The organism is Leptospira kemamanensis, assembly GCF_004769665.1.
Classification (GTDB): Bacteria; Spirochaetota; Leptospiria; order Leptospirales; family Leptospiraceae; genus Leptospira_A; species Leptospira_A kemamanensis.
The window spans coordinates 65323-90676 of the sequence record NZ_RQGG01000050.1; the positions used below are offsets into that span (position 1 = coordinate 65323).

Below are 25354 nucleotides of genomic sequence, written 5' to 3' on the forward strand. Positions count from 1 at the left end.
GCATGCTAACTTTATTTTACCAAAGATAGATCGGAAAAGAATCATTTTGATCCAAAAGCCATCTATGTGATCAGGAAGGATTTAATTGGTAATTGGATTTCCTATTTAAAGTTTAAATTCTGATCCGCTCCATCAAAGACATCTAAGTAAGCTTTCGATGTGTCTTCATATTGTTTCACTGGACCTAAAGCATTTTGATTTGTTATGAGATCATCTTTCGCAACAAAAGTGCGATTGAAGGCTTCATCCACAGACATAAAATCAGAACCACCAACCGTTGGGCTAGGATAGTCTGCTGGCACTTGGCTTGCGTCTAACTGGTCTGTTACATAGCCATTGATATTAAAAATTCCGTATGATAATTTGGCACTTGGTACAGATGAAACTAATAAATTGCAAATAGTCTCCGGTCTAGTTGCATTCATGGAGAATGAAGCTTTCGCTGTCGTTTGAAAAGGGGAATCAAATTTCTGCATATAAGCTAAAGTATAATAGATATTATCGCTAGTGCCTGTACCTTGTCTTGCATTGCAAATGGTTTTGAGATTTTCTAAATTAGCTGAATTGGATGGATTGATTTCTTTTAACTTTGTAAAACTGAGTCGAACGACACTTCTAAAACACAATTGCCTACCCGAATCCACTTCTGTTAACACCACTCGCCCATGTTTACTGATCCAAGAAGAATTTTCAGGACCATTGCGCCAGGTATACGTTTGAAATTTAGTTCCATAAACCGATTCATTTCCTGTATAACTTTCTGTGATCACATCTCCCACATTGGCAAATTGAGGGTTCCCAAAATCGACTAACCGGTAGTAGATGAGGGCTCCGTCATTGCCAAGAGTGGTATTGGGATCATCAAAAAACAACTGTAAGGAGGGTTGTGAGGCACCTGTTTTTTTGATCTCAAAAAAATGATTAAAATCCTTGGTATTTGCGTATGCAGTCGAGGAAACACCAGTTGTCGGTGTATTGATTTTGATGGTGAGTGTGGAAGAACCAATTCCACTTAAATTTACATTCGTTAATACGTCTGTTCTCGCTTGCCCTGGGTTATTGAAGTAACCTGCGTTTTTTAAACCCAAAATCAAGTTGTCGATGATGCCTGAGTTTCCTCTCGCCCAAGTGGCGGACTGCCTCACAAACCCCCAGTTGTCTGCACTCGTTGCAGACCAAAGTTTTTCTGTGCCAATGCCTAGGTGGATGGCATCGGTGAAAATTTCCGAAAGAAGGGTTTCTTTGGATTTCCTTGTTTGTTTGTGGAAATCAGAGACCTGAAGGCTGACAGATAAAAATAGAACCAGTAAGATGAGTTTTTTCATACCTTACTCCGCGATCCCTTTCGGGATACAAATGGTAAATCCAGACTTAGGTCCAGAACAACCAGCTGCTTGGTTGTAAGCCCATACAGAGAGAAGCAGTGCCGTCAGAGCATTTTCTTTTTTGTTGTCCTCTTTTTCAAAGAGAGAACAGGAGAGCAGGAAACTTATGGTGAGAACAGAGGTGAGGGAAACTAAGAATGATCTCATACCTTATATAACAAAAGGTATGAGAGGTTTTTGCAAGAAAATTAGCGTGAAAGGATTTCGTACTCCCACTCGGTCACAAGGCTTTGTTCAATTGGTGAGGTGATGGTTGGTGGAGGTACTAGGGAACGTGCTAAGGTTTTTGTACCAGTCACAGCAGGTGGTAAGAGGTGGTAAAAGGAATCCTCTTTTTTCCCACGCAGTTGGAATTCTTTCCATTCTTCTCGGGTCACGAAGGCACGAATGCGATCTTTAGAAGGTGTGGGAGAAGCGCGAAAGGAAATCCGTTTGTCTGGAATCGTCACTCGTTCCCCTTTTTTGACAAAGTTATCATTTTGAATTTGGTTTGGGAAAAGTAAAACTGGTTCCCCTTTTGGGTTTTCAGGAACCAGGACAACATATACGAAGTTGTCCTCGGTAGTTTCCAATTCAAAACGAATGGGTTCTCCTGCCACATAAGTGGATTTGAGAGAATTGATTTTCACTTGGGAAGATGTATTCGAACCGGTATGGGAAAGTGCGAGGTAGATATTCTTTTTGTCTAGGTAACTTAGGAAATCAGAGACAAGGGTTTTTGCGAGAGTTTCCGGAAGAGCATTTCGATACTCCAATGTTTCGTGTAAAACATCCACAAAGGAAATGAGAGCTTGTCCATCTTCTGAAGAAACCAAAACCAATTTGTCCACTTGCGTTAACTTTTGTAAGTTGGCTTTCGTTTCTTCTGTGGCATCTCCTTTTTTGTCAAAGTCCCAAGAAGGTTTTTCTGATTCTGGAAAGGTAAAACTGATTTGGCCTCTGCCACTGGATTGGATTTGTTCTTTGATAAAATCTCGTAAAACTCGACTCTCTTCGGTGGAAGGATAGGCTTCGACGGCAATTTTATAGACTGGTGTCGTGCTAGTCCGATCCGCAGAAAAAACGGATAAGATGGCAACGGAGAAGATGACCAAAAAACGTTTCATGTTTAACCTTGGCCTTTGTAATCATTCATGATTTGATCGTTTTTTTCGTACTGTTCTTTGATGCGTTGGTAGTTTTCTTCTTTGATGGCTTTGAACTGTTCGAAGATATGCATTTTTTCTTTTACAAATTCATCTAAAATTTGTTTTTTCAATTGTTTGCCGGAAAGAACAACTTCTTCGTTTTCCGCAACCAATGTCTGTTTCCCTTTTTTGTCTGGGCTCACAGCGACTGTCCCTTCGTTTACGTAAACTCCCGTTTCCACATCTTTTAATTCCTCGTCTTCCCCACCTTGGTTCGGAGTCGCCACTAGGAATTCTGTCCCTCTGACACCCGCCACGAAACTCGGGTTCACGACACTCAGTTGGGAATCACTTGGTCCACCGTTTGCTGGTTTGTGTGCTTTCACAAATAACTTGCCACCCACTAAATTGAGGGTAGTGGATTTTGTTTTGGGATTGAGGAGTTCATCGATTTTGAGAGAAGAAAATTTCGAAAGTCGGATGGTTGCTTGTGTTGCCAATTGGATTTCGCAACTGCCATCTTCTGTTGTGATCGTGTCCCCTTTTTTTAGGACACTCCCTAGTCGTACCGTTTCTTTTTTATTTTTGAAGCGAGGGGCCGAGATGAAATTTTTCCCTTGGACAAAGCTGACAACACCTACTTCTTCAGCGGCGAGAGCAGTTGTGAAAAGGAATACAAAAAATAGTAAGGAATAACGGGTCATGCCACTTTTATAATGGAAGAGTTCCCACTTACAAGTCAAAAAACAGAAAAAAAAATCAAAAAAATCCCTACAAATAAACATTCTGGAACCAATTTAAAAAAACCTTCACCTATCTAGTGATATGTGGCGATCTCTCAGGTTTTTGTTACTGTATGTAAGTTTTGGAATCATCTCCTTACGCGCGGAAGGACATTTGCTTTGGGAAGATTGTGTATGGATTGGAATGGAGCGAAATGTCCATTTAAAGTTGGAGAAAACCAAAACGGAACTTTTCCCTATTTTACTCAAGGAAAAGTGGAAACAATACCTCCCCAAATTAGGAGTTCATTATTTTGGTATATTCTCTAGAAACAAAGAACAAATCGACCAGGAATATCGTGATGTGCGCCTGCAAATCCAACAAATGATTTACGATGGTGGTGAAACAGAACGGGAAAAACAAAAAATTGAAATCAAACAGCTGATCCAAGCGGAAGAAAAAAAACTCATACGGGAAAAAGTTTTTAAATCAATTTCTCATTTTTATTTGAATGCCAACAAACGAATGTTTATCGATTTGATTTACCAACTCAGGAGGGAAAGGTATTTATTAGAAAAGGAGAAACGTAAAACAGAAGTAGCAGCGGGAATCATTGCAAGCAAAGAAGTGACAGTCGTTCCGTTTGGGGAAGCAGAATTTGAGTCCAAACGAATCCAAGCCAAATCACAACATCTACTCGCCAATTTAGAATTGAAACAATCCATGTTTTTAGACCCGGCAGAATCTTTTTTATTAGAACCAGGTTTGATGGAAAGGATTCAGATCCATCCACCGAAGACGAGTACTATCGAATTGGATGAAAACCATCCGTTACGAAAAAAAAGTCGATTGCAATTGGAGTTAGTTTCTCTTGAAGAACAATCCTTAGAAAATGATTGGAAACCCAAGTTTTTGTTAGGTGGTTATGTAGGTCGCAATGGGAACGCAGGTTTCCCTTTGCAAAATGAAATTTATGGGATTAGTATCGGTGTACAAGCGAATCTGGGAGGTTCTAGTGTTTCTTCAAGCTCCCAAAATGGAATCCAATCGGAAGGTAATGGAATCCAACGTATTCCTGGATATGGACCACAACCTGTCGGCCCTGGGGAAAATTCGTTTCAAAGTGGTTCCATTGGACTTTTTGATGAAATCGGAAGAGAGAAAAAAAGATTCGATGCCAAACTGAATCAAGAACAGGCCCATTTAGAAAAAGAACAAACCGATCTCATTTTAAAAAACAATACCAAGTCCACAGAAATCAAACTGTTTGATTCTTACCAAAAGTATATTTTGTATTTAGAATGTACGAAATCAGCCATCGTTCTATTAAAAAAGAAGAGATGGGAGAAAGGACTCCAACTCATATCTGAATTAGAGTATTTGAAATGGGAAGAAGAAGTGTTTCTTCCTTTTGAGATGGCCATCGAATCCTATTTTTCTTATCTCGGATTAGCCATGGAGATGGCCTTGTATTTAGGAGAAGATCCCTTTTCCAATCGTTATTACCATGTGAAACAAGAGAAATCAAGGAGTGAGTTTCTTTTGATCTTACAAGATTGGAATCTTACTCACCCAATCGAAAAAAAACAAAGTTCGGAACCAAACTCATTGAAAACAAACCCTTCCCTATGGGAGGAAAGTGATGAGAAACGGTAAAAACAAAGTTTACTTCATCCTTCTTTTGTTATCCCTATTTCATTTTTGTAATCGAAATTTTGGAAACACCAAAGAATGGCTCAGTGTTTTGGCAATGGATGAGGCACCTAAGGTAGTTTCGTTTTCGCCAACTTCTGGTAGCCATATCATAAATTCCCAACCAGAAATTTCTGTTTTATGGAACCAACCAATGGAGATCCAATCTTGTGTTTCTGCTTTTTCACTCGACCCCGCAGTCAAAGGGAATTTTGAAACCACTGATATTTCCCTTCGTTTTTTACCCAACCAGGAACTGCCAGCGGGTGGTTATGTCATACGTCTCACCAAACAATGTGAAAACAAAAAAGGAAAGGACTTAGATCGGGTGTATTCCATTCCTTTTCGAGTTTTAGAAAAAGAAAAACCCACGGAACCAAAACTCAACTCTCTTTATATAGCAACGGGAAACGCCAACGAATGTTTGTCAGGTGGCAATTTCGTCAATCGGATCCAAACGGTGGCAGAGTCTGTATGTAACGGAACCCCTGGGCCACCTCAAATGAGACTCGTGTTTAATGAGCCAATGGAGAGGACCAATTTGGCACTTGCCCTTCGTTTTGAACCCTTTTTATCCTTTCGATTGGATTGGGAAACAGAGAACGAGGTTTTGATTCAGTTTGATACCTACCTTTCCACAATGACACGATACCAATTCCTTCTCCCCTCTGGTGTGCCAGCACTGAATGGTTCGAAAACAAGTGAACCATTACGTCTCGATTTCTTTGTGGGAGAAGGGATCCCAGAACCTAACGTGATTGGTTTTGGTTTGGCTTCTCAAAATTGTGGGATCAATATACAAGAGTTAGGCTCCGCTTTGGCATCGCGTTGGGACTCAAACCACTGTTTTTGGAGTACGGGATTACCCATTCTCAGTCCTGAAAATTACCATTTTCGAGGAGGGGATGACGGAACTGGGAATTCCGGTATTAGTTCTGCTTGTTCTGATGTGAACACAGATAATTTCAGAATTTTTTTTAACCAATATATGGATACAACCTCTGTCATCTCAGCGACAAGGCTTTCCAAAATCTCACCTCCATCAGCAAACATTCGTTTGTCGTCTTGGGAATGGAGCCATTGCCAAACCGAACCACCATATGGTTGTCGGCAATTGACCTATTCGTTTGCGGAAAGTGAAGCAAGTTGTAATGGATCTTTGTTTGGGAATCAGACAACGGGAGGTGATTTTAATTTAGCAAATTCATCTTCTGCTCCTAATTTTTATCCTTTTTATGAATTTCGTTTGGACTCTGATGCCAAATCAAGTTCGGGAAAACGAATGTCCCAGGCCTTTGTCATTCAAATGGAGGCAAAATGAAATTTCCCTTTTGTATGTTCTTACTCATCTCTGTTTCCTGTTTCTCCTGTGGCGAAGCAGTTGGTTATCTAAAGTATCCTATCCCCGAAGGAAACCAACTTCTTTTCATTCCGACTGCTTCGCATATTTTTTCGGATCAATCTCCTATGGAAAAAGAAATTGTTCTCTCAATTGGCGAAGAGTTGGAACGAATCGGATACCAGGTCATACCAAACGAGGATATTCATACACACAATCTCCTAACATCAATTCCGAAAGACCATTTGGAACGTTTGGAATTCGAATTTGCTCCAAGACCATATGCATTCGAACCAAAACTCAAACATTGGATTCGCATCGCAAAAGAGAAGGGAATTTCGGAACTCATTTTGATTCGATTTGTAAAACCAGTTCCTAAAAATTCGATTCCGATTCGTCTTCATTGGATTCACATCACAGAAAACGAAATGGAACGGTTTGATTGGTATTGGGAAGAGAAAAAACCTTTTCCCTTTTTGAAAACACTGGAGAAGGCGAATCGATGAAAGTTCCTATGATTCGATGGATTCTATTTCTGTTGATTAGTGTTACAATTAGCTGCAGTCAACAAGAGAAACCGGATCCAAAAGAATTCCAGATTTTAAAAGAAGCATACTTAACTGGACGCCTGATAGTTGTTCGTTCTATTTTAGAGGAAAAATCCAAACAAAGTGATTTAAATCCAAAAGAAACCATTCTGTATCTCAAAACATTGTTTTATCTGAAAGCTTGGAATGAATTTTTGAATGTCTGGAAACAGTCCGAAGTTCGATCACCTGAACTGATATTACTTTATTATAAAGTATATTTACTTGGTGGTCAAGATTCCAAACAAAAAGACGAAGAGCTAGGGCACCTATTGGATTTATTAATCGTTTCGCCAGAGGCTATGCTCTTATACCTCCGATTACAAAATTTCCAAATTAGTCATTCAGAGAAAAAACTTTTTTTGGCCCAAGTGAAAGGATTTCGAAACTCATTGGATGTATTACAAAAGGAGTTAGAAACTAAGAAATGATTTCATCTATCATACAACGAATCCAAATAAGTCCCTTGTTATTCAGAAAGTTCAAGTTGTTATTTTTCCAAATGGAATCAAAGGTTTGGTTCTACATCGCTTTGTATGTTTTACTTTTTTCTTTGAATTGTATTTGGAACTGGGAAGAGTTTCAAAAAGAGAACCTTCAAAGGATATCAGAAATGGGCACGTCGTATTCCGTGTATCCTTTTTGGTCACTCTATCCATTTCAAATCTTCACGATATTCTTTGTCGCCTTTTCCTTTTTGGTTTTTTCTGCCTTGTTTTTGGGGATCGTGACTCGTTTCTTTTCATGGGAATGGAAAAGAAAATTGGTGCCATTGTTAACATGTTCGCTGCGATCCTTTTTTAAGTTCTTTTGTATTTTGTTTCTGGGAAATAAAATATTGGGATTCTTCCATTCCTCGCAACAGTATGGATTCTTTCTTTTCGTGTTTTGGATTGTTTTGTTGCTATTATTTGTTCAGAACCAAGGGCGAATGTATTCTGAGTACATTTTAGGAACGGATATGAAATGGAAATCCATGTTCACTCCTTTGGGTTATTTAGGGCCAATCAGTTTTCTGTTTCTTTTTTGGATTACGTTCGGATGAAACTAAAATCGATTTATAACTTCCTGACTTTTCGAGTTCGTTCTCTTTTGTTAGTTGGTCTCGTGTATTTCTTAGTTTCTTTTGTCTATTCTCGATTTGCTACCGAAAACATACGTTATCGAATGCCTGCCTTATCAAAGATGTTGTTACTCCCCATTTTTGCAAAAGAGAGTAAAATGGAAGAAACTTCGGAGGATCTTAGTCCCCATCAATCCTTCCAGTTGCCACGTGTGGTGGAGGAGAATATTTGGTTTGAATTTCCAGCAGTTGTGGAACCATCCAAAGAAATTTTCATCCAAAGCAAACAAAACGGTAGAATTCAAAAAATTCATATTGAAGAAGGCCAAACCGTGAAAAAGGGCCAACTTCTGTTGGAGTTAGATGATGAATTGATTCGATTGGAAGGGGAAAAGTTACAAATCAATTTACTCCAAGCAAAATCGCAAGAAGTGATCACTCTGGAAAAATGGAACCATGCCAAACAACAAGTGGAAGTAAAGGTAAGAGAAATTGATAAAAAAACCGAATTGATTGAATTGGCAAAAAAAGAATACGAATATGCAAGCGAACTCAAAAGTAAAAAAGAAATTCTTTGGAAACAAGGTTATCTTTCTCTTTCTGAATTCGAAAAATGGAAACTAGAAGAAGAGACGAAACTCACTCAATTTAAAAATCTGGTCAGGGAACGAGATAGTTTGTTATCATTGGTCTCAACCCAATCCAACGCACCAGAGGATTCTTTTGTGGAACACTTAAGAGACTGGAAGGAAAAAAATACTATTTTAGAAAAAGCCGAGTATGAACTCAGTCTCTCTCATACCAAAATCATCCGAAACCAAATCAAATCCAATGATCAATTAAGAACTGACGCAAAGTTATACGCACCTAAATCTGGAAAAATTTTAAAATTAAATGCCAAGGAAGGGGAGCTGACGAACCACAATCCTATAATGAGTTTGATGGAAAACAGTGAGATCTCGGTTACGTTTCATATAGGAGAAACGGAACTTCCTGAAATTCAGTTGGATAAAGAAATACAATACCATCCTTCTTTGTCAAACAATATCGTAGCTATCGGAAAATTAGAGAAACGGAATGGATACTTGGATCCCAAATCACATGGGATCATGATCAAAGCAAAATTAACCAAAAATTTCCAGTCCTTACTACCTGGAATGTTTGGAATTGTGAAAATTAGCTCTTCTCATAAAAAAGAAAAGATATTGATCCCAACTCATTCTTTGTTTGGCGATGCAAATTCTGGATTCTATTTGCAATTGAAAACTGATCATGGCATTCAAAAAAGATTCATTCAAATCAAACCTTATTCTGAAACTGAATCTGAAGTCATCACGGGACTAGGTCCTATGGAATCGTTCACAGTTGAATCCATATGAATCTTTTGGAACGATTGTATCGATTTTATCATTCTCGAAATTTTCTCTGTTTGGTTTTGGTGATCTTTTTTTGTATTTTATTACTGTTCCGTTGGAAAGAGATGAAGTTGGAACTATTGCCTGACCTAACTTCTCTTAGGTACTTTGTGGTCACAGAGTTCCCCAATCATTCCGCGTTTGACATAGACCAAACCGTTAGTTTACCGATGTCAAACCAGTTTTCTACTCTCAAATCGGTGAAACGAATTCGAACCTCTTCCCTTCATGGAGAGTCGACCATACAAATTGACTTACAATTTGGATCTTCTGTTTCGGAATTCAAAGATGGCCTTTATCAATTATTATATGAAATCAAAGAGAGTTTACCTTACGGAGTGCAAACACCAAAATTATTGGAACGAAATGAGTATGAAAAACCATTGATCGAAATTCTGATCCCAAAGAATAAGAATTTCAAAAATCCTGCATTTTCATATCACACAAAACGATTCATCGAAGAGATAGAACGTATCTCTGGTGTGATCCATGTGAATGTTTTTGGAGAAGAGAAATCTAACTTAATCATTACACTCAACCAAAACTATTTTTCATTTTACCCGATCAAACTAAGAGATTTGGAATTTCAAGTCCAAGCAGGTTTGCAAAGTGGATCCCTTGGAAAATTTTTAGGAACCAAGAAGGAAACTGAAATCAAATTCCAATCTGAAATTGCGGACCTTACGTCACTGCAAGAATTCCCCATTCATTTTGGGAATGGGGAGTTTTTGCCATTGGGCAAATTCTCAGAAATTACAAGAGTGGATTCAGTAAGGAAACAATTTACCTTATGGAATGGAGAAAAGTCAGTTTATTTAGGAATTGCTGCGGATCCCAAACAAAATCCACTCAGGATCAGCAGTGAAATTGAAAGATTGATCAGTGAAAACGATCAATTATTGGGAGTCACGATCGTTTCCAATTCGTCTTGGGAATTGAAAACCCAACTGATACAATTTTTGTTTTTCTTTTTTCTAAGCTTCGCATTCGCTTTGTTATTTTCTTATCTATTATATCAAAACATTCATAGTGTAGTCATTCTGTCACTGTCTGTCGCATTTACACTTGTGCTTTTTTTACACTTGATGGATTTGTTATCCTTATCCATCAATCTTCTGAGCCTTAGTGGAATTTCAGTGGGAATCGGAATGTTATTTGATGCGAATAATTTAACGTATTACTCCATCAATTCGGAATGGAAAACATCCTCTCGGCTCACCGTTCCCGAAGTTCTCACTCGAGGGATACGATCGATTTGGACTTCTCTTTTATCTTCGAGTTTCACAACCATTATCGTGTTTTTGCCTCTATTAATATATGTGCATGAGTGGAGAGAATTTTTTTCTAATATTGGCCTTTGTATTATTTTATTGGTATTTTCTTCATTATTATCCTCTCTATTCATTGTTCCATTATTTTATGTTAGTTTCAAAAGGATAATGATTCTACCTTCTAGTGACTCAACTTATCTAAACTCCTTTGAAAAATTACGAACTAGGATTTTATCCAAGCTGAATCGAAAACGAGTGTTCCGTTTTTCTTTCCTTTTTATTGTTCTCCTCATTCTTTTGTGTTCCGTTTCGTTTCCCAAATTTCTGATTTATCCAGAGACAGTTCCTATCGGTAAAACGATCCAATTAGTACCAAAACAAAATCTTTCGATAGCAGAAGTAAAAGATACATTAGATCACCTGACTCCCGTTTGTTCCAAATCCAAAACAAATGTGGATTGGCTTGTTTTACCCAAAGGAGAAGAAACCATTCCTCATTTTTCAAATGTCGCGATTCCCTTGCAAATCAAAGTATTAGGAGATGAGGAAACGGAGGAATGTATTAGGACGATCCTTTCTTTTTTAAATGAAAGTAGGTGGAATCGAAAGATTGTGAATATCCCGTCTGAGATAACAAGGTCTCTACCGTTTCAATCAGAAGATTCCTTCACCATCCTCAATGAAACTTGGGAAGGGCTAGTGCAATTTTACCAAAACTTCCAATTTCATAAAAAAGATGGGAGAGGCAGATTTTCTTATGAGCCAAAGCCCATTACGATGGAATTTTGGACGCAAAAAAAAATCCCAGTGGGAATAGAAGACGTGGATCTAGAGGAAATCCAACGTAAGATTTTATATGCAAATGATGCAAAGTTTTTAGGATCCTTGGGTCTTGGAGAGAAATTGGATTTATTTCTTTCCACAAAAGGGAAGGGAAAATCTTTTCCACAGGAAGGTATAGAAAAAGAGAACTTAGAAAATAACAGTTCGATGATAGAAACAATCCCTCTGAAACGATTTTTTGATCAAAAGCTCCTAAACACATACGAAGAATACAAAAGGGATTCTGGATTGTATTATTTAGAATGGATTGGTGAAAATCATCTGAAGGAAGTGATTCTTGGATGGAAACAAAAAGGATTCCAGTTCCTTGAGCATTCGTATGCAGAAGATGTGATGAGTTTTTTTCTAATCCTTTTTTCGCTACTACTAGTATCGTTTCTTTTTGTTTATTTATTGTTAGTTGCTATCTATGAATCCTTTCAAAAACCTTTTTTGCATCTTTCGATCTGTTTTTTCGTGTTCCTTTCTGTTGTTTTTATCCTTTTGGTAATTTCTTCAGAAATTCATTTTGGGCATTACATCGGCATTGTGATTGTGCTCGGTGTATCGGTGGATAATATTTCCCTCTTCGATGAAAAATGGAAAGAGTATTCCTTGATTCAAAATAAAGCGGAGAGAATTGAAAAAATCTTACAATGGTTGGAGAAACCGATTCTTTTGAATTCAGGAACAACAATGTTTGGAGTATTGCCTGTCATTCTATTTCCCATCCATGGAATGGAATTTGTGCGTTCGATTGCTATCTCCATATTGATTGGAGTATTGATTTCCTTATTGTTTCTTTATTGTTTGTATCCTCATATATTTTCCAAGTACATTGATTAGATGGTTCTTCGATCTTGGATTCAATCCTATCGATACCAATGGATCGCGGGTTTTCTTTTTTTAACGATTCTTTCTCTATTCCACTCCAAAGAGATTCCCATGGAAGATGGGTTAGATGGCAATGTTCCCTTGTTATTGGAAATCTCGCAGCATTGGCCAGGAAAATCTGCATTACAAATTAAAGAAGAAATTGCAAAACCTTGGGATGTGATTTTTAAATCGATTTATGGATACAAAGAACGCCAATTCATTTCCGATCACGGTGTATTTAGGATTGTATTAAAAGTAGAGAAAGAAACTCTCCGTTCCGAACTCAGGCAAACGATTCGAAATTTATACGTATTAAACCAAAGTCGTTTCCCGAAGGATGTTCATTTTCCTCGTTTTCTAATGAGAGAAGGAAATTCTCCCTTTTTTATCGTATTAGAAAAAACAAAAGAATCGGATGTATCTTCCGAAAAATGGATCGAACGAAAAGTAAGAGAGTGGTCCAATGTTTCGTCGGTCAAATTCCAATCTCGAGTGGAAAAGGAAGTTTTGATTGAGGCCAATCTTTTGGATTTTGAAACCAAAACCTTTCCTGCAGTATCAGAAGTTTTTCAATCATTAAGGTTAGATGTTTTTGGAATTGGAAGAGAACTGGAAACTGGTAATTTTTCTTTCAAAACAGTTCCCAACTCCATAGAGGATTGGGGTCAAATTTCAATTCCTATCTTTGGACAAAGCCCACAGTTTGTAGAATCTCTTTTGCAGATTCAACTATCAGATGTTAAGTCAAGTAAAGCGATCCGAGTGAATGGAGAGAGAAAAACAACCATGATGGTTGTTGCCAAATCAGGATTTCAACTTTTTTTATTGGACTTACGACTTCGGTATTTTTTAAAAGATGATCCAAATTGGAAAATCACATTGATCAGTCGAGAAGGGTTTCTGCAAAACGCAAAAGAATTGATCGTGATTCTTTTGTGTATAGATCTCTTTTTATTTGTTTATTTGGGTTTCATTCAAAAGAGGTGGATTCATTTTACAATTCTTTGGTTTGTATTTTACCTCACAATCTTATATTTCATTTATGTATTTTCCCTATTGGAAATCAGTTTGGGGAATTTTTATTTTGTGTTGGTTCTTTGTTTTAAATTACATCTACCATTTACCTACCGTCTCCGTTTAAAACCTTCCGTTTTTAAACTAATTGGGATTCAGTCAGTAACGTTGGGATTTGTTTTCTTTGGTTGGATTCCAATAGAAGTCCTGAAATTGGAGTTCATGTATTGTTTGTTTCTCTTTTTCTCTCAGGTTCTGTTTCATTTGAGTGATCTTTTTTTTGGGAAAAAGGTAAATTGTTTTAAGAAAACCGGCTATGGAAAGATGATTCAGTTTTTAGAGGTTTGGTTTCAGAATTCAAAGACGGAAGTCAACATTTATCAAGTTTTACTCTCTGTCTTTTTATTGGTTACCTCCACCGTCTATTTGTTATATGAAGCTAAAAAACCACTTCCTATTTCTTTAGATGATGGTTTTATGCAGTTTGCTAAATTAGAATTTCCGAATTATATCTCGGAAGCAGAAGTATTTCGCATCACGAAACAAGTAGAATCATTGATCATAGAAAAGAATTGGACTGACCTACTCATAGTAATTCCAAAACCATATCGTTCTGAATTTTATTTTCAACCGAAGCAAGTTGGATTTGAGATTCCGATTCAGGAATTGCCTACGGAGATGGGGTATTTTCATTTGATGGAAGAAAGGGTTTCTGATTCCACACAAGTATTACGATTCACTTCGGAAGATCCGAGAAAGTTAGAAGAGTATCTGTTTCAACTCATTCCTTGGTTGCAATACAGAAAAGAAGTTTCAGATGTAGTGTTGTGTTTTCAACCCTCCCATGATGGATTGGAATTTCAGACAAATCCAAATTACCGCGTTTTACTTGGGCAATCGTATCAATCTTCGGTGAGAGAAGATCATTATATCTTACAACCAAATTTGGTAGGAAAATTTTTATGGAAAGGATCCTTGTTAGATGTTAAATTTCAGGTGAATCATGTAAATGAAATTGATCCTTATTTGAAGCAGGAGAAAAAAATACCGTTTCAACAAACTGTTTTTGATTCCTCGATGCGAACGTATTCCCCGGTAAAACTTTTGAGTCGGTATTACGAAATCAATGGTAAACCTACCTTAGAAATTATGGTGAAGGGTAAAAACATCCACTGGCCAAAACTTGATTTGGAAATCCACCAACAGTTGAAAAACACAGGAACTCATTTTTATGAAAGGGTTTCTCCCGGTGAACCAGTATCTTACTATACTTTTCTTCCTCTTCTATTTTTGTCTGGGATCATTACGTTTCGTAAGAAGGGAATTTATGATTGGTTCATCCAATGTTATAGTTTAGTTTTGTTAATAAAATTACAATCCATATGTTTTGAAGTGAACTACATCCAAATTGTTTGGATCAGTTTCTTTCTCGTGATTTTGTTTTGGAGCCATTCTAAAAAACAAAGATACCAAGTGATTTTTCATGCCTCGTTTCTCTTGAGTATTCTTCTTCTATTTCTCTATCCTGGGAACCAAGGGTATTTTTTATTTTCAACTCTGTCTTTGCTTCTGATTTATGGAATCCTTACGTTCCAATTGCAACATTCTTTCATTTTTTTAAGACCAAAGTATTAATTTACAACCATTAAGAGAAGAGGCTCTTTATGGTGAAAATTCCCAAAAGTTTCCAATGGATCATTTTGATCTTTTCTTTTTCATTCTTTTCTGTATATCAAGTGGTTGAAGCACAATCCATTACGGAAACCTGGGACATACCAAGTTACCAAAAAGAAAATTATTCTGAATTTTATGCTTACCAATACTTTTCTACTTCTTTGGAAGATTGGAATTTCAAAGTAGAAGAAATGTTGGCCGAATCTGTTAACTCTTGGATCCAAGAAGCTAATTTCCAAATGGAAACTATTTTGGCGAATGAAACAGGCTTTGATTCCATAATTTCAAACGAAGGTTATTTGGATGAAAGAAGGCGGTCTCTTCTTTCAGAGATTTCTATTTTTTATACAGCCTGGGAAAGAGAACTGATCGGTGATTATTTCGAAAATCGAGATGCCTTTTTATTAAAATTGGAAACAGGCAAAATTGATCAAATGTATTTGGAAAGAATTGGGAAGGAGTCCATCTATGAAGAATATGCAAAAGAAGAATTGTTACAGTTGGAAACCAGGGAAAAGATTTTACAATCTGCAAACGAATGGGAATATCAATGGGAACAATCAAAACAAGAAGGTCTTGATTCATTTTCAAACTCACTTGCCATGCTTCATGAAGATTATGAAGCCTATTTATTAAAATTAGAAGAAACAGAAGATCGTTTCCAAACAAATTTATCTGCAATCAGTGAATACAAAGAAACGGTAAAGGGAGTTGTTTCCCAAATGGTTTTGCAATTAAGGGAAGGTTTGGAAACTTCTTGTGAGTATGAAACTGGATGCCAATACCGTAATTTTGATGGAAGTTTCAACGAAGCAGGAAAGGTTTTATCGAAATTAATCAATGAATTAACTGATGAACTCATTTCTTCTAAGGATAATCCAGATTCCTTTCTCAGTATCATCTCTGACAAAATGCAAAATTTTTTGGCAAATGAGACAAACGATGCCTTCCTGGAACAATCGTATTACCAAAATCGAATCTATACATATCAAACGGGACTCAATGTCAATTTGGACCAAACTAAATCAAATTTTGATTTGGGACTTGCGGATTGGATACTTCGAACTCAAATTTACCATGCACTCTCCTCTGATCAAAAGTTTGAAAATTGGACCATCGAAGCCGAAGGTAACATTGGAAGTTTTTCCAAAATTCAAGATCCATTTTTAAAAGCAATATTTCAATCGATCCATCATTCCGACTCAAACCGATTAGTTGATCTAATCAATGGTAAGTTAGGGCCTGGAAGAAGGGTGAGTTCTTTGATTGGATCAAATTTATACACTGATGCTTATCATTTTATCAATAATGATCAATTTTTGGGGATTCCCATCGTATTTGATAGTGCCAGTCATGTGAATGGCAATTTCCTGTTAGATGGAAAATTTTATTATGCATTTTGGAAAATGGAAAGAACTACACCTGTATTTCCATCGGGTACTTTTTATCGGCAAATGGGTGCGATTGGTTATTCGGTTTTGTATGAGATGTATGATGAAACTTCCTCACAAACTGCAAATTATTGGTTTGGAAACTATTCCCAATTAAATGCGCAAAACTCACATTTTCAAAATAACTTAATTCCAGCGATTGGAAGTTGGGAATCCAAAGTCAAACAATACGCTGATGATTTTCGTAGTTGGAAAGATGCTAAAGAAACCTTACAAAATGAAGCGAAAACAAATTTACTCGCCAATCTTCATCGGTTAGAAACATCCAAAGAGGAATGGCTTAGTCAATTAGAAAAAGAACATGTGGAAGGACAAGCTACTTGGAATCAGTTTGCTTCTGAAACGAACGCGAAATCTAATATAAGTTCTCCTTCCTCTCCGAAAGCATTTTCATACGAATCATTCCAAACCACAAAATTGGAAGATTATGAAAAGTTATCCGAATTCCAAGAGAAAAATGGGGTTTTGATCGGTGAAAACAATTTCCTTACAGAAATTTCTAAAACGATTACTGGAGTGAATCAATATGCAACCATTCTGCAAATGAATCATGATTTAGAAAGTCTACAGAGAAAAGAACAAACAAAACTGTTAAACCAGATGGTGTATACCATCAATCCAGAGATCACTAATACTCGATCTCTCACTAAAGAAGAAAAAATTTTAGTGGGACAGTATGATGTCCAATCTATAACGAAAGAAGAGCAAAAAAACTTTGGACTTTGTTATGAAAATCCTAACGCTTCCCAGTGTAGTGGGTTACTCAAAAAAGAATACCAACTACAATATGATACAAAAAACCAAACAGTATCCATTGGAAAAGAGATTTACGACGGTCAGTTAGGTGGTAAAAATACAGAAGGAGAATATTCTGCTTCTAAAGTACAAACGAGTCGCCATTTCCAATTGAGTCAGATTGGAAAAATACAAACTTCTGACAGAAAAGATTTTTTTACGGAGTGGTCAGAAGATGATTGGAAAAGCTTATATGGAAAACAAACCGAACTCTCCCAAGAATTTTTAACAAAATCATTGGCAAATGACCAACTCACGACTGCATCCAACATTCAATCCATTGAATTGCAAAACCAAAGGAATGCGGATTTGTTTTTTGCCAAAAAAGAAAAACAGGAAAATCAAGATTCATTTTTACAAGAAATAGTCATTGCTTACTTGAGTGGTGGTTCTCAAGGGATAAAAGCGTCTATGAAAAGTAAAATTGAGTCTGCTGTGAATAATGAACTTGCAAAAGTTTGGGTAGAAGCTTCCGGGGGAAGTCCAGCTGATATCCAAAAGATAACAATGGCAATCGAATTTATGAGAGGCCGGATTAAAACAAATAAGATAGAAGCGAGCGATAATTTTGTCTCAATTCAAAACCCTATGGGAGCGATTGATAACATTCTTGGAAAAACAGTTTCTCACTCAATGCAATTTTTGGATCATTCCACGGGTGGTATAGGAACCATTCCCATCAATTTAGCAGTTGGTGGTGTTATGACACTCACCAAACAGATTGCAGGTGAGAAGAGGTATGATTCGATCAAACAACAAATATCGGGAAGAAAACAAGAAATTGCAAATATTAAAGAAAACGAGGTGCAATTGGCAAAATCTGCGATGTCGCAAGAAGTTGCATCAAATACAGGTATTTCTCTCGATATTGTCTCTAAATTCTTAGAGGATCAATACAACCAAAATAAAACAAGAATTGCAAAAAAGAAACAATCATCAAATTTCATTTCTGATTTTCAATCCAAATCGATTGGTTCTTTCGGTGGTATGATGAAAACAGCTTTAGTTGCTACAGGAATCACGGAAAGTGAATTGAGTGCCATTCTAAAGGATTCAAATCAAATCATTCATGCTAAAAACTTAAATCCAAATTCGAATAGCCAATCCTATTTTAACTATACCGAACAAGCATTTGGATTACAAACATCAGGGACTCAGTTTCAATCTACTTTTTTGGATTATACGGATGGCAAAACCTTAGTCACGGAACTCGGGAAACAAGCACTTGCCAAAGAGTTATCTAAAATTTCAGGACTCGAGGAATCTTTCCTGAATCAATCCATAGATATATCCTATGGAAATTTACAACGGGATAAAGCCAATCAAAAGGCTAAAGCAAAGGCAGCTCGCCAAACTGTAATTAATGCAGTCGCACTTGTCATTACCATGGGAGCCAGTGGAGCACTATCGGGAGTAGGTTCTGTTTTGTCTTCCATTGGAAAGGCTGCCAATTATCTCACACAAGGAATTTTACCAGCGACAATGAAGATGGGACAAATTGTTTCTTCAACAATGGTGCAGACCATTGCCGGAAGCCATGAAGGTCCCAAAGGAGCTATCGCTGGTTTTGCGAACGGAGTATTAGGAGGAATGATTGGAGAACAATCTAAATTTCAATCTGGTTTCTTGAAAGGTTTAGTCCCTGGCATTGGTGTGAAGTATAGCGAAAAAGAAGGATGGGGTGGAACGATTGGGATTGGAAATAATAACAATCACTTGAGCTTCAGTGTATCCGAAAAAGGAAATTCATCACTTCAACTTTCGAAATCGATTGCAGAAGGATTACAAGTGACAACAGACTTTCAGACGAATGATGTTTGGAATCTTGGACTTCAATACAATCCCAAAGGTGAGGGCCCAAGGAAAGATTGGAATTACTCCATGATGTATGATCTCAAAGGATCGGGACTCAGTGGGAGTATTGGTTATACAGATCCAAATTCCCAGATTGGTTTGAGTACAAATTGGAACCAAGATGGGTTCTCTGCCTCTTCCGAACTACATGGTGTTTCTATGGGAACCTTAGGAGCGAATGGATTTCAAATGGATGATTATCAGTTTGCCAATCAGAATATCAATATGGCACAAGAAATCAGTGAGACGAATGAAAGTAAGATCATATCATCCGAAGGGGAAGGTTCTGCATCAGAGTTGTTTGGCCAATTATCGATGTTAGGAGGTTTGGTATTTGGAGGAATTGGTTTGATCAATTTTCTTCGGAATCGAAGTGATCTTGGTTCCAATCAAATGTATTTTGATGATCCAGTTTCATTTCCAAATCAAATGGAGGCTTCTTCGGATCGTTCCTTCTTTGGTCGAGTTACTGATTCTGTGAAAAATGGAGTTTTCCAATTCGGGGAATCTTTGAATAGGTATGCAGATGCGCATGATTATAGAAAGACTCCAAATTCTGATGGAAAAACAAATGCGGTCAACACATCTTTAGAAACAGATCGGATTTCAAAATTAAAAACAAGTATCATTGATGATTATCAAAAGGACTCAAGACTTGATACAGAGAAAAAACTATACGAATTGAAACAAGCTGGGGTGGATACCTCAGAAATTGAAGCAACAATCAAAGCAAAACGGGGTGGGAAAGATGTTCCGATGTCCAAGTCAGTGGAAAAGTCCCTAAACGAATACAAACGATTACGAGAATCCCGAGCCATCCAACCGATTGGAAATGAGGCTGTCAATTATTTGTCGTCTGAGAATGCACTTGCGAATGTAAAGCTCGAATTTGATCCTAAAAAGGAAACAAAAGAGGCATACTTTCAAAGATTAGGTGATGAAGTTTGTGCCGCTACGAAGGATGTGGACCTTTCCAAGGACGAGCTTGTCGCCTTACACTCCGCAAACGTAGCCAAACTTTTAGGCGAAAACCTAAAGGATAAAATAAATTATGCAAGGCATAAAATAATTGATGGAGTCGAAAATGTATCTGCCGTAAACACAGTAGATGAGAATGGTTTTCGGCAAACATATGAAACTGATTGCATTCGCTATATAGGTGCTGTTTTGTATGCTGCGGGTTTAACCGATAAAGGAAGTTTTGCGAATTTGAATACGGATGTCTTTTTGACCCCAGAAGAGATGGATCGAATGAAGGTAGAGTTTAAAGCAGGTACTGTTCATTACAATGGAGTGGAATATTTCCGACAAGCAGGAGGATTTTCCAATTTGGTATCAGAAAGACTTACGACAGAAGATGATTTGAAAGCTCATAAGGCAAAGGGAGTGATTCCTGAATTAAAAATAGGAACAATCGGTATCACAAGAAAGATGGAGGCTCCTGATGGTGCTACAAAAAAAACAATGAAATCTGATCATATTTACATTGTGATCGGTAAAAAGTTTAATCCCGAATTAGGAGTGAATGAATATTTGATTTCGGAATCAGCAGGCGGATCAGGGGTGCAAAATCGATGGATTACTATGAATACTAATGATCAATTAAAGGAGAGTATTCTCAAAAAATTTAAAAAAGAAAATTTTACTGATAAGGAAATAAAAGGAAAAATGAAATTGATAAAGTTTCCTGAAAATAATGCAAATTACTTGTTACGTTCTGAATATTATGAATTAACTCCACAGACAAGGAAAAATGCAATTGAAACATAGTATCCTTTTGTTAATTGTTTTAAATACATTTACTTATTGTAAAGAGAAAGGTGTAATTTTACCACAAGCTGAAGAAGAGGATCCATTTAGAATTATCTTGGAAAGGGGCTGTGTTCCAAATCCCGAAAAGAATCAATCCTGTTTGCGAAAAAAGGAAGAATTGAGTTGTTATGAAACTTTGGAAAATTTAAAAAAATCAAAACTAGATAAGATTTTTTTTAATAAAATTTGGATGGGGGAAGATAAGCAGACATTATTCTACCATATTGATTCGAAAGGGAATTTGAAAATTTTTGAAGGCGGTCCAGATAAACTTCCTCATGAGCGGCATTTAGCTGGTTCTGGAAAAATCTATCATCATCAGAATCAATGGTATTATGAACAGTCTTGCACAAGTGATGCTTGCGATAACTTTAAAATACCAATCTTATATTTGGATTGTGCCTTGACTACCAATTTTAATGATCAAGGAGCTTTGCGAATAATCGAATTCGGTAATCATGATTACGTTGATGAAGATAAAATCAACAACAAGGAAAAGTATAAAATAATTACTTTCATTCAACAAAAACCGGTGCCATCACAAATATTCCACTTTTTCATATCAACACCTGTCCCTCCGCGTCCTTCCCCTTAACTCAAATATTCTCACCTAACTTTGCTTATACTTTCCAGATATAAACAAAGTCTGTTCGGTTGGCCCAAGGAAGAGGATATTCCATTTTTTTCAATTTGATTTCCCCTTGCCTTAAATACTCTCGGATGTCTTTGTCTCGGAAAATGGTTTCACTGAAGGAAATTTCCCCAGAATTGGTTACGGATTGTATCTTTGCCGTATAATTGACTGTGTTTCCGAAGTAGTCGATGTTACTGTTTAAATTAACCGCCAAACAATTACCTGTATGGATGGAAATTCGAATCCGGACAGGAGTGTGTTTGTTTTCGGGATGAAACCATTCTTGCATCTCTTTGGCAGCTTTGAGTGCTTGGAGAGGAGAAGAAAAACTTGCCATCACCGCATCACCAATTGTTTTTACTACCACACCTCTAAAATTTTGAATGATTTGGTTGGTTTTGATGAAGTGTTCTCTGACCTGTAAAAAGGCTCCGTGGTCACCTTCTGTTTCATAAAACTTGGTAGAACCAACAATGTCTGTGAATAGAATCGTTTTGATTCCAATATCCAATTGTAAATTTGTAGCAATGGCTTCTTCTGAGAACAAATCACGAAACTCTTGGTAATCAAAAATCTCAGATGGCCTAAGGCTATTTTGGTCTTCACTTCGTTCTTCGAGGACAATAGTGACTTCTTGTTCCGAATCGTTTTCAAATACCAAATTTGGTTTTGGGCTAACCTTAATTTCTTCGTCGTTTGTTTCAGGTAACCACAAAATATCTGTTTGGTTATGGGAATGTTTTGATTCCACTAAACGATATTTTTTTTCTCCTTTTCTGCGGAGTCGGTAAACACCAGAGCCTATGAGTAAGTTAGAAGAAAAAGATTTCCTGCCTCCGACTCGTTTTGTGAGTAAAATATGTTGTTTGGTGGCGGGTTCAGCTGCACAATACATCTGTTTTTCGACGATTCGAACACTTGGATGGAGGTGAAAAGTGACTTCGATAGAGTTGACTCCCGTTGTGTCAAAATCAATTTCGCAAACGTCACATTGGTCTTTTGCGGGCATATCGCCAAGTTTTGTGAGGGATGTTCTCACTCCACGACAATGAGGACAAACAATATCCCAACTCAATGTAAAAATACCAAGTCGACAACCATGTAAAAATAAAAATAAAACTTCATCTGGGTTTATGTCTAATATGCGACTAACGGATTTAATACGAATTCGATCTAAATCATTGTCTGGAGATTGTTTGATCCAATGGAATACCTTTTCGATTGTTTCTTTTGGGATTCCTTTCTCAACGAGAACTGGGATTTGTTTGTCTAACTTTTCGGGATGAATCCATTGTGCTTCAGGGAAGAACGTGTTTTCCTTTCCTGCTTTTGCCAATGGTTTTGGTTTACCACGTTTGATTTCTTCTTCGATTTCTTGGAATCCTTTTTGAAACGATTCTTTGAGTTTCGGAAGTGCTATTTCGAGTATTTTTTTTGTGAAAAAATTTCGGGGTATGGCTCCCAAATACACATACACTTTCGAACGTGATTCACCTAGTGACTCTGCAACGATTTTGATCCGAATGTATTTGGCAAATCCTCGTTTGTAAATTCTGGCATTCCCAATTTCTTTGAGGTATTCCCATTCCCAAGGGACTTCTTCCCATTCTAAATGAAATCCAGCTTGTTTCGTTTTTCCAATGAGTTTGCCATCTTCTTCCCAATATTGGAATTTCGGTAGTCCGATCCTTTGGTTGAAAGAAGAGGTATCAATGAGATAAGGCCAAATTTCTTCTCTTGTGATGGACAAGTCAAATTCCCAAAGGTTGTCCATGTGTTTGCCCATAGACTTCCATGGTTCTTCCCAAGGGTATTTTTGTAGGATGGTGTTTAAATCAATCATAGTGGCCTTACGGTAACTGAGGATTTCCCTCCATTTCCTTTGACTGTTAATTCTCCATTCGTTTCAGAAATTTTTTCCGCATTGGAGAGTACAATCTGTACACCATTTGGATACACAAATCTTGGAATTTTGATCATAGATGGTTCGGTGATTGATACGTCTGAATTCCACTCTAAAACAAATTCTCTAGAATCTAGTTGGTATTCCATTTTGGTGGGAGTCCCTTGGATCCTAGCAGCATAAGGTCGGCAAAATCCTTCAATGGCACGTCCACCTCCACCATAAACATCAGGGTCAGAGCCTGGTATGATTTGGTCTTTTGAATATATACTTAAATCTTCTTGGTTCCAACCATCTCCCACCATCAAATCGTTTTCATTGGAAGCAGTATAGTTCCATAGAGTATTGGATAAAAATAATTTGTCCATAGCATTGTACATGGCATCGAGTGCCATGACATGCCGTTTCCAAATTTTGGGAGAGTGATTTCCTTTTTTCCATTCCTTGTAAGCTTTTCCACCTTGTAAATCAAAGGGAATTCCAAATTCACCAACTAAACTTGGGATTTTTCCTGGAACCGAATCTGCAGTTTTCTTAATTCTTGTTAGCTGGCGAACATACATGGCTTCAATGCCTGATTTTCCAAACACTGGTCGTTTGGTAAGAGTATCAATGGCTATCGGATACAAAAAGGTTTTGAAGAGTAAGGTAAGGATATCATACCAATGAGCAGCATTCACCGAAAGCTTTGGCACTTCGCCGTTCAAGTGAGGATGAGTAAATGCATCGGATGCTTCACGTTCAATGAATACCATCCAATCACTGCGTATCTCTTGGATGGTTTTGCCAACGGTTCTCATAAAAGGAATGAGATAGTCTCGATCAAAATCTTTTTCTTCGCCATTTACCTTCTGGAAAAAATCATTTTTTTCGATGAATGGGGTGCCATCTTTTGTGAGGGTGTATGCCCCTTCCAATTGGAACGGATCTCCAGGGGATTCTGGTAACCAAATGGAAACTTGTTTTTGGTTCACAGTCACTGTTTTTGTTGGAACAAATCCACCTTTCCATACTTTCAATGTAAGATATGGTAAATCAACGGAATGGCCATGCGACGAAAACAAAGCATCGATCGGAGACCAAGCAAGTCCTGGTTTAGAAGGGTCTTCATCTTTATTAACAAGACCTCGGTCATTCATGGCACGTCCAATAAACCCTTTTCCAGGTTCATTTAAGGAATCAAATCCCAAAACAAAATCAAATTGTTTGACTCGTTCTGCAATTTGTTTCATACAACCGAGATAATGGTCTTGGAGATAGTCTTGGACATTTTTGCCATCGATTAAAAAATGAGGTGCGAAGTCTCTACCGCCAAAAAACAAAGTCCACATAATGCCATTACCAGCATAACGATAGTTCTGTGACCAACACATGGTTTGATAATTGTTTTCTTGGCGAATTCCAGGATTGGAATAATCGTAAACTCGTTGCATTACGATTGCCGCGTCTGCTTCCGAAAGTTTTTTGAAATCGATACCCAGTTTTTCAAAAATCCAACCTGGTGCACCATCTCCACCAGTCATCCTTGACCATACGTCTTGGTGAAAATCGATAAAAACATAAAAACCATATTCTCCTGCTAGGCGAACAATTTCAGTGAAATAGTTTAGATAAGCTTCATCATATAAATTAGGGCCTTTGTGTTCTACAGCTTCCCAAGTTGTCAACAATCGTAAGGCATTAAATCCCCATAACTTCAATCGAGTAAAATGAACATGAGCTTCTTCTAAAGGAAAAGGCCGACCTATAAAACTGACTTCTTTGTGGTCGGAAAAATCAGTTGGGTACTGAGTCCCTCCGCTCGGATAAGGCACCTTTGTGTCACCACCCAAATTTACACCACGAAGGATTACTTTCCTTCCTTTCGTATCTACAAACCATTCACCCTTTGGAGATAATTTTTCTAATGTCATGTTT

At 37.3% G+C, this 25354-nt stretch carries 15 protein-coding genes; 9 read left to right on the forward strand and 6 right to left on the reverse strand.

Translation table 11 applies throughout. The annotated features are described in order from the left end of the window. Positions 1–101 precede the first annotated feature (101 nt). From EHQ59_RS16575 to EHQ59_RS16590, 4 genes are read right to left on the reverse strand one after another with little or no spacing between them, the layout of a single operon-like run. Entirely contained in the window at positions 102–1325 is a 1224-nt protein-coding gene (locus EHQ59_RS16575; protein WP_135620958.1) for an LIC_12337 family protein, read from the reverse strand. 3 nt (positions 1326–1328) lie between these two features. Then, the gene (locus EHQ59_RS16580; RefSeq protein WP_135620960.1) at positions 1329–1532 is read right to left on the reverse strand and encodes a hypothetical protein; all 204 of its coding nucleotides are present in this window, start codon (positions 1530–1532) and stop codon (positions 1329–1331) included. Positions 1533–1573: 41 nt separating this feature from the next. Further along, the gene (locus EHQ59_RS16585) at positions 1574–2491 is read right to left on the reverse strand and encodes a DUF4384 domain-containing protein (protein ID WP_135620961.1); all 918 of its coding nucleotides are present in this window, start codon (positions 2489–2491) and stop codon (positions 1574–1576) included. 2 nt (positions 2492–2493) lie between these two features. Beyond that, positions 2494–3216 (reverse strand): FecR family protein, encoded by a 723-nt coding sequence (locus tag EHQ59_RS16590; protein WP_135620962.1) that lies wholly within the window; start codon positions 3214–3216, stop codon positions 2494–2496. Positions 3217–3337: 121 nt separating this feature from the next. On the opposite strand from EHQ59_RS16590, the gene EHQ59_RS16595 reads away from it, so the two are divergent. The 9 genes from EHQ59_RS16595 (at position 3338) to EHQ59_RS16635 (ending at position 21495) form a co-directional block, all read left to right on the forward strand. Then, entirely contained in the window at positions 3338–4891 is a 1554-nt protein-coding gene (locus EHQ59_RS16595) for a TolC family protein (protein WP_135620964.1), read from the forward strand. Continuing rightward, positions 4878–6248 (forward strand): Ig-like protein, encoded by a 1371-nt coding sequence (locus EHQ59_RS16600; RefSeq protein ID WP_135620966.1) that lies wholly within the window; start codon positions 4878–4880, stop codon positions 6246–6248. Before EHQ59_RS16595 ends, EHQ59_RS16600 begins: the two co-directional genes overlap by 14 nt. Further along, a complete protein-coding gene (locus EHQ59_RS16605; RefSeq protein WP_135620968.1) occupies positions 6245–6772 on the forward strand; it encodes a hypothetical protein in 528 nt (175 codons plus the stop codon). Before EHQ59_RS16600 ends, EHQ59_RS16605 begins: the two co-directional genes overlap by 4 nt. Next, on the forward strand, positions 6769–7284 hold the full coding sequence (locus tag EHQ59_RS16610; RefSeq protein ID WP_135620969.1) for a hypothetical protein: 516 nt from the start codon (positions 6769–6771) through the stop codon (positions 7282–7284). Before EHQ59_RS16605 ends, EHQ59_RS16610 begins: the two co-directional genes overlap by 4 nt. 535 nt (positions 7285–7819) lie before the next feature. Then, entirely contained in the window at positions 7820–9295 is a 1476-nt protein-coding gene (locus tag EHQ59_RS16615) for an efflux RND transporter periplasmic adaptor subunit (protein WP_244245595.1), read from the forward strand. Next, the gene (locus tag EHQ59_RS16620) at positions 9292–12270 is read left to right on the forward strand and encodes an efflux RND transporter permease subunit (RefSeq protein WP_135620971.1); all 2979 of its coding nucleotides are present in this window, start codon (positions 9292–9294) and stop codon (positions 12268–12270) included. Before EHQ59_RS16615 ends, EHQ59_RS16620 begins: the two co-directional genes overlap by 4 nt. Then, positions 12271–14949, forward strand: a complete 2679-nt coding sequence (locus EHQ59_RS16625) for a hypothetical protein (RefSeq protein ID WP_135620973.1) — start codon at positions 12271–12273, stop codon at positions 14947–14949. It begins immediately after the preceding gene. A 29-nt stretch (positions 14950–14978) separates the two neighbouring features. Continuing rightward, positions 14979–20858, forward strand: coding sequence for a TIGR04388 family protein (locus tag EHQ59_RS16630; protein ID WP_135620974.1), 5880 nt, complete (start codon positions 14979–14981; stop codon positions 20856–20858). Then, complete coding sequence (locus EHQ59_RS16635; RefSeq protein WP_135620976.1) at positions 20848–21495, forward strand: hypothetical protein; 648 nt, start codon at positions 20848–20850, stop codon at positions 21493–21495. Before EHQ59_RS16630 ends, EHQ59_RS16635 begins: the two co-directional genes overlap by 11 nt. 25 nt (positions 21496–21520) lie before the next feature. Here the strand turns inward: EHQ59_RS16635 and EHQ59_RS16640 are convergent, their stop codons facing one another. After that, positions 21521–23377 (reverse strand): adenylate/guanylate cyclase domain-containing protein, encoded by a 1857-nt coding sequence (locus EHQ59_RS16640; RefSeq protein WP_135620978.1) that lies wholly within the window; start codon positions 23375–23377, stop codon positions 21521–21523. Beyond that, positions 23374–25350 (reverse strand): glycoside hydrolase family 5 protein, encoded by a 1977-nt coding sequence (locus tag EHQ59_RS16645; RefSeq protein WP_135620980.1) that lies wholly within the window; start codon positions 25348–25350, stop codon positions 23374–23376. Before EHQ59_RS16645 ends, EHQ59_RS16640 begins: the two co-directional genes overlap by 4 nt. Between the last annotated feature and the right edge of the window lie 4 nt (positions 25351–25354).

What these genes read in the sequence shown, in the direction of transcription:
- EHQ59_RS16620 (WP_135620971.1), top strand. Translation starts at nt 9,292, where the DNA reads ATGAATCTTTTGGAACGATTGTATCGATTTTATCATTCTCGAAATTTT.
- EHQ59_RS16595 (WP_135620964.1), top strand. Translation starts at nt 3,338, where the DNA reads ATGTGGCGATCTCTCAGGTTTTTGTTACTGTATGTAAGTTTTGGAATC.
- EHQ59_RS16645 (WP_135620980.1), bottom strand. Translation starts at nt 25,350, where the DNA reads ATGACATTAGAAAAATTATCTCCAAAGGGTGAATGGTTTGTAGATACG.
- EHQ59_RS16580 (WP_135620960.1), bottom strand. Translation starts at nt 1,532, where the DNA reads ATGAGATCATTCTTAGTTTCCCTCACCTCTGTTCTCACCATAAGTTTC.
- EHQ59_RS16575 (WP_135620958.1), bottom strand. Translation starts at nt 1,325, where the DNA reads ATGAAAAAACTCATCTTACTGGTTCTATTTTTATCTGTCAGCCTTCAG.
- EHQ59_RS16590 (WP_135620962.1), bottom strand. Translation starts at nt 3,216, where the DNA reads ATGACCCGTTATTCCTTACTATTTTTTGTATTCCTTTTCACAACTGCT.
- EHQ59_RS16610 (WP_135620969.1), top strand. Translation starts at nt 6,769, where the DNA reads ATGAAAGTTCCTATGATTCGATGGATTCTATTTCTGTTGATTAGTGTT.
- EHQ59_RS16600 (WP_135620966.1), top strand. Translation starts at nt 4,878, where the DNA reads ATGAGAAACGGTAAAAACAAAGTTTACTTCATCCTTCTTTTGTTATCC.
- EHQ59_RS16585 (WP_135620961.1), bottom strand. Translation starts at nt 2,491, where the DNA reads ATGAAACGTTTTTTGGTCATCTTCTCCGTTGCCATCTTATCCGTTTTT.
- EHQ59_RS16640 (WP_135620978.1), bottom strand. Translation starts at nt 23,377, where the DNA reads ATGATTGATTTAAACACCATCCTACAAAAATACCCTTGGGAAGAACCA.
- EHQ59_RS16630 (WP_135620974.1), top strand. Translation starts at nt 14,979, where the DNA reads ATGGTGAAAATTCCCAAAAGTTTCCAATGGATCATTTTGATCTTTTCT.
- EHQ59_RS16615 (WP_244245595.1), top strand. Translation starts at nt 7,820, where the DNA reads ATGGAAATCCATGTTCACTCCTTTGGGTTATTTAGGGCCAATCAGTTT.
- EHQ59_RS16625 (WP_135620973.1), top strand. Translation starts at nt 12,271, where the DNA reads ATGGTTCTTCGATCTTGGATTCAATCCTATCGATACCAATGGATCGCG.
- EHQ59_RS16605 (WP_135620968.1), top strand. Translation starts at nt 6,245, where the DNA reads ATGAAATTTCCCTTTTGTATGTTCTTACTCATCTCTGTTTCCTGTTTC.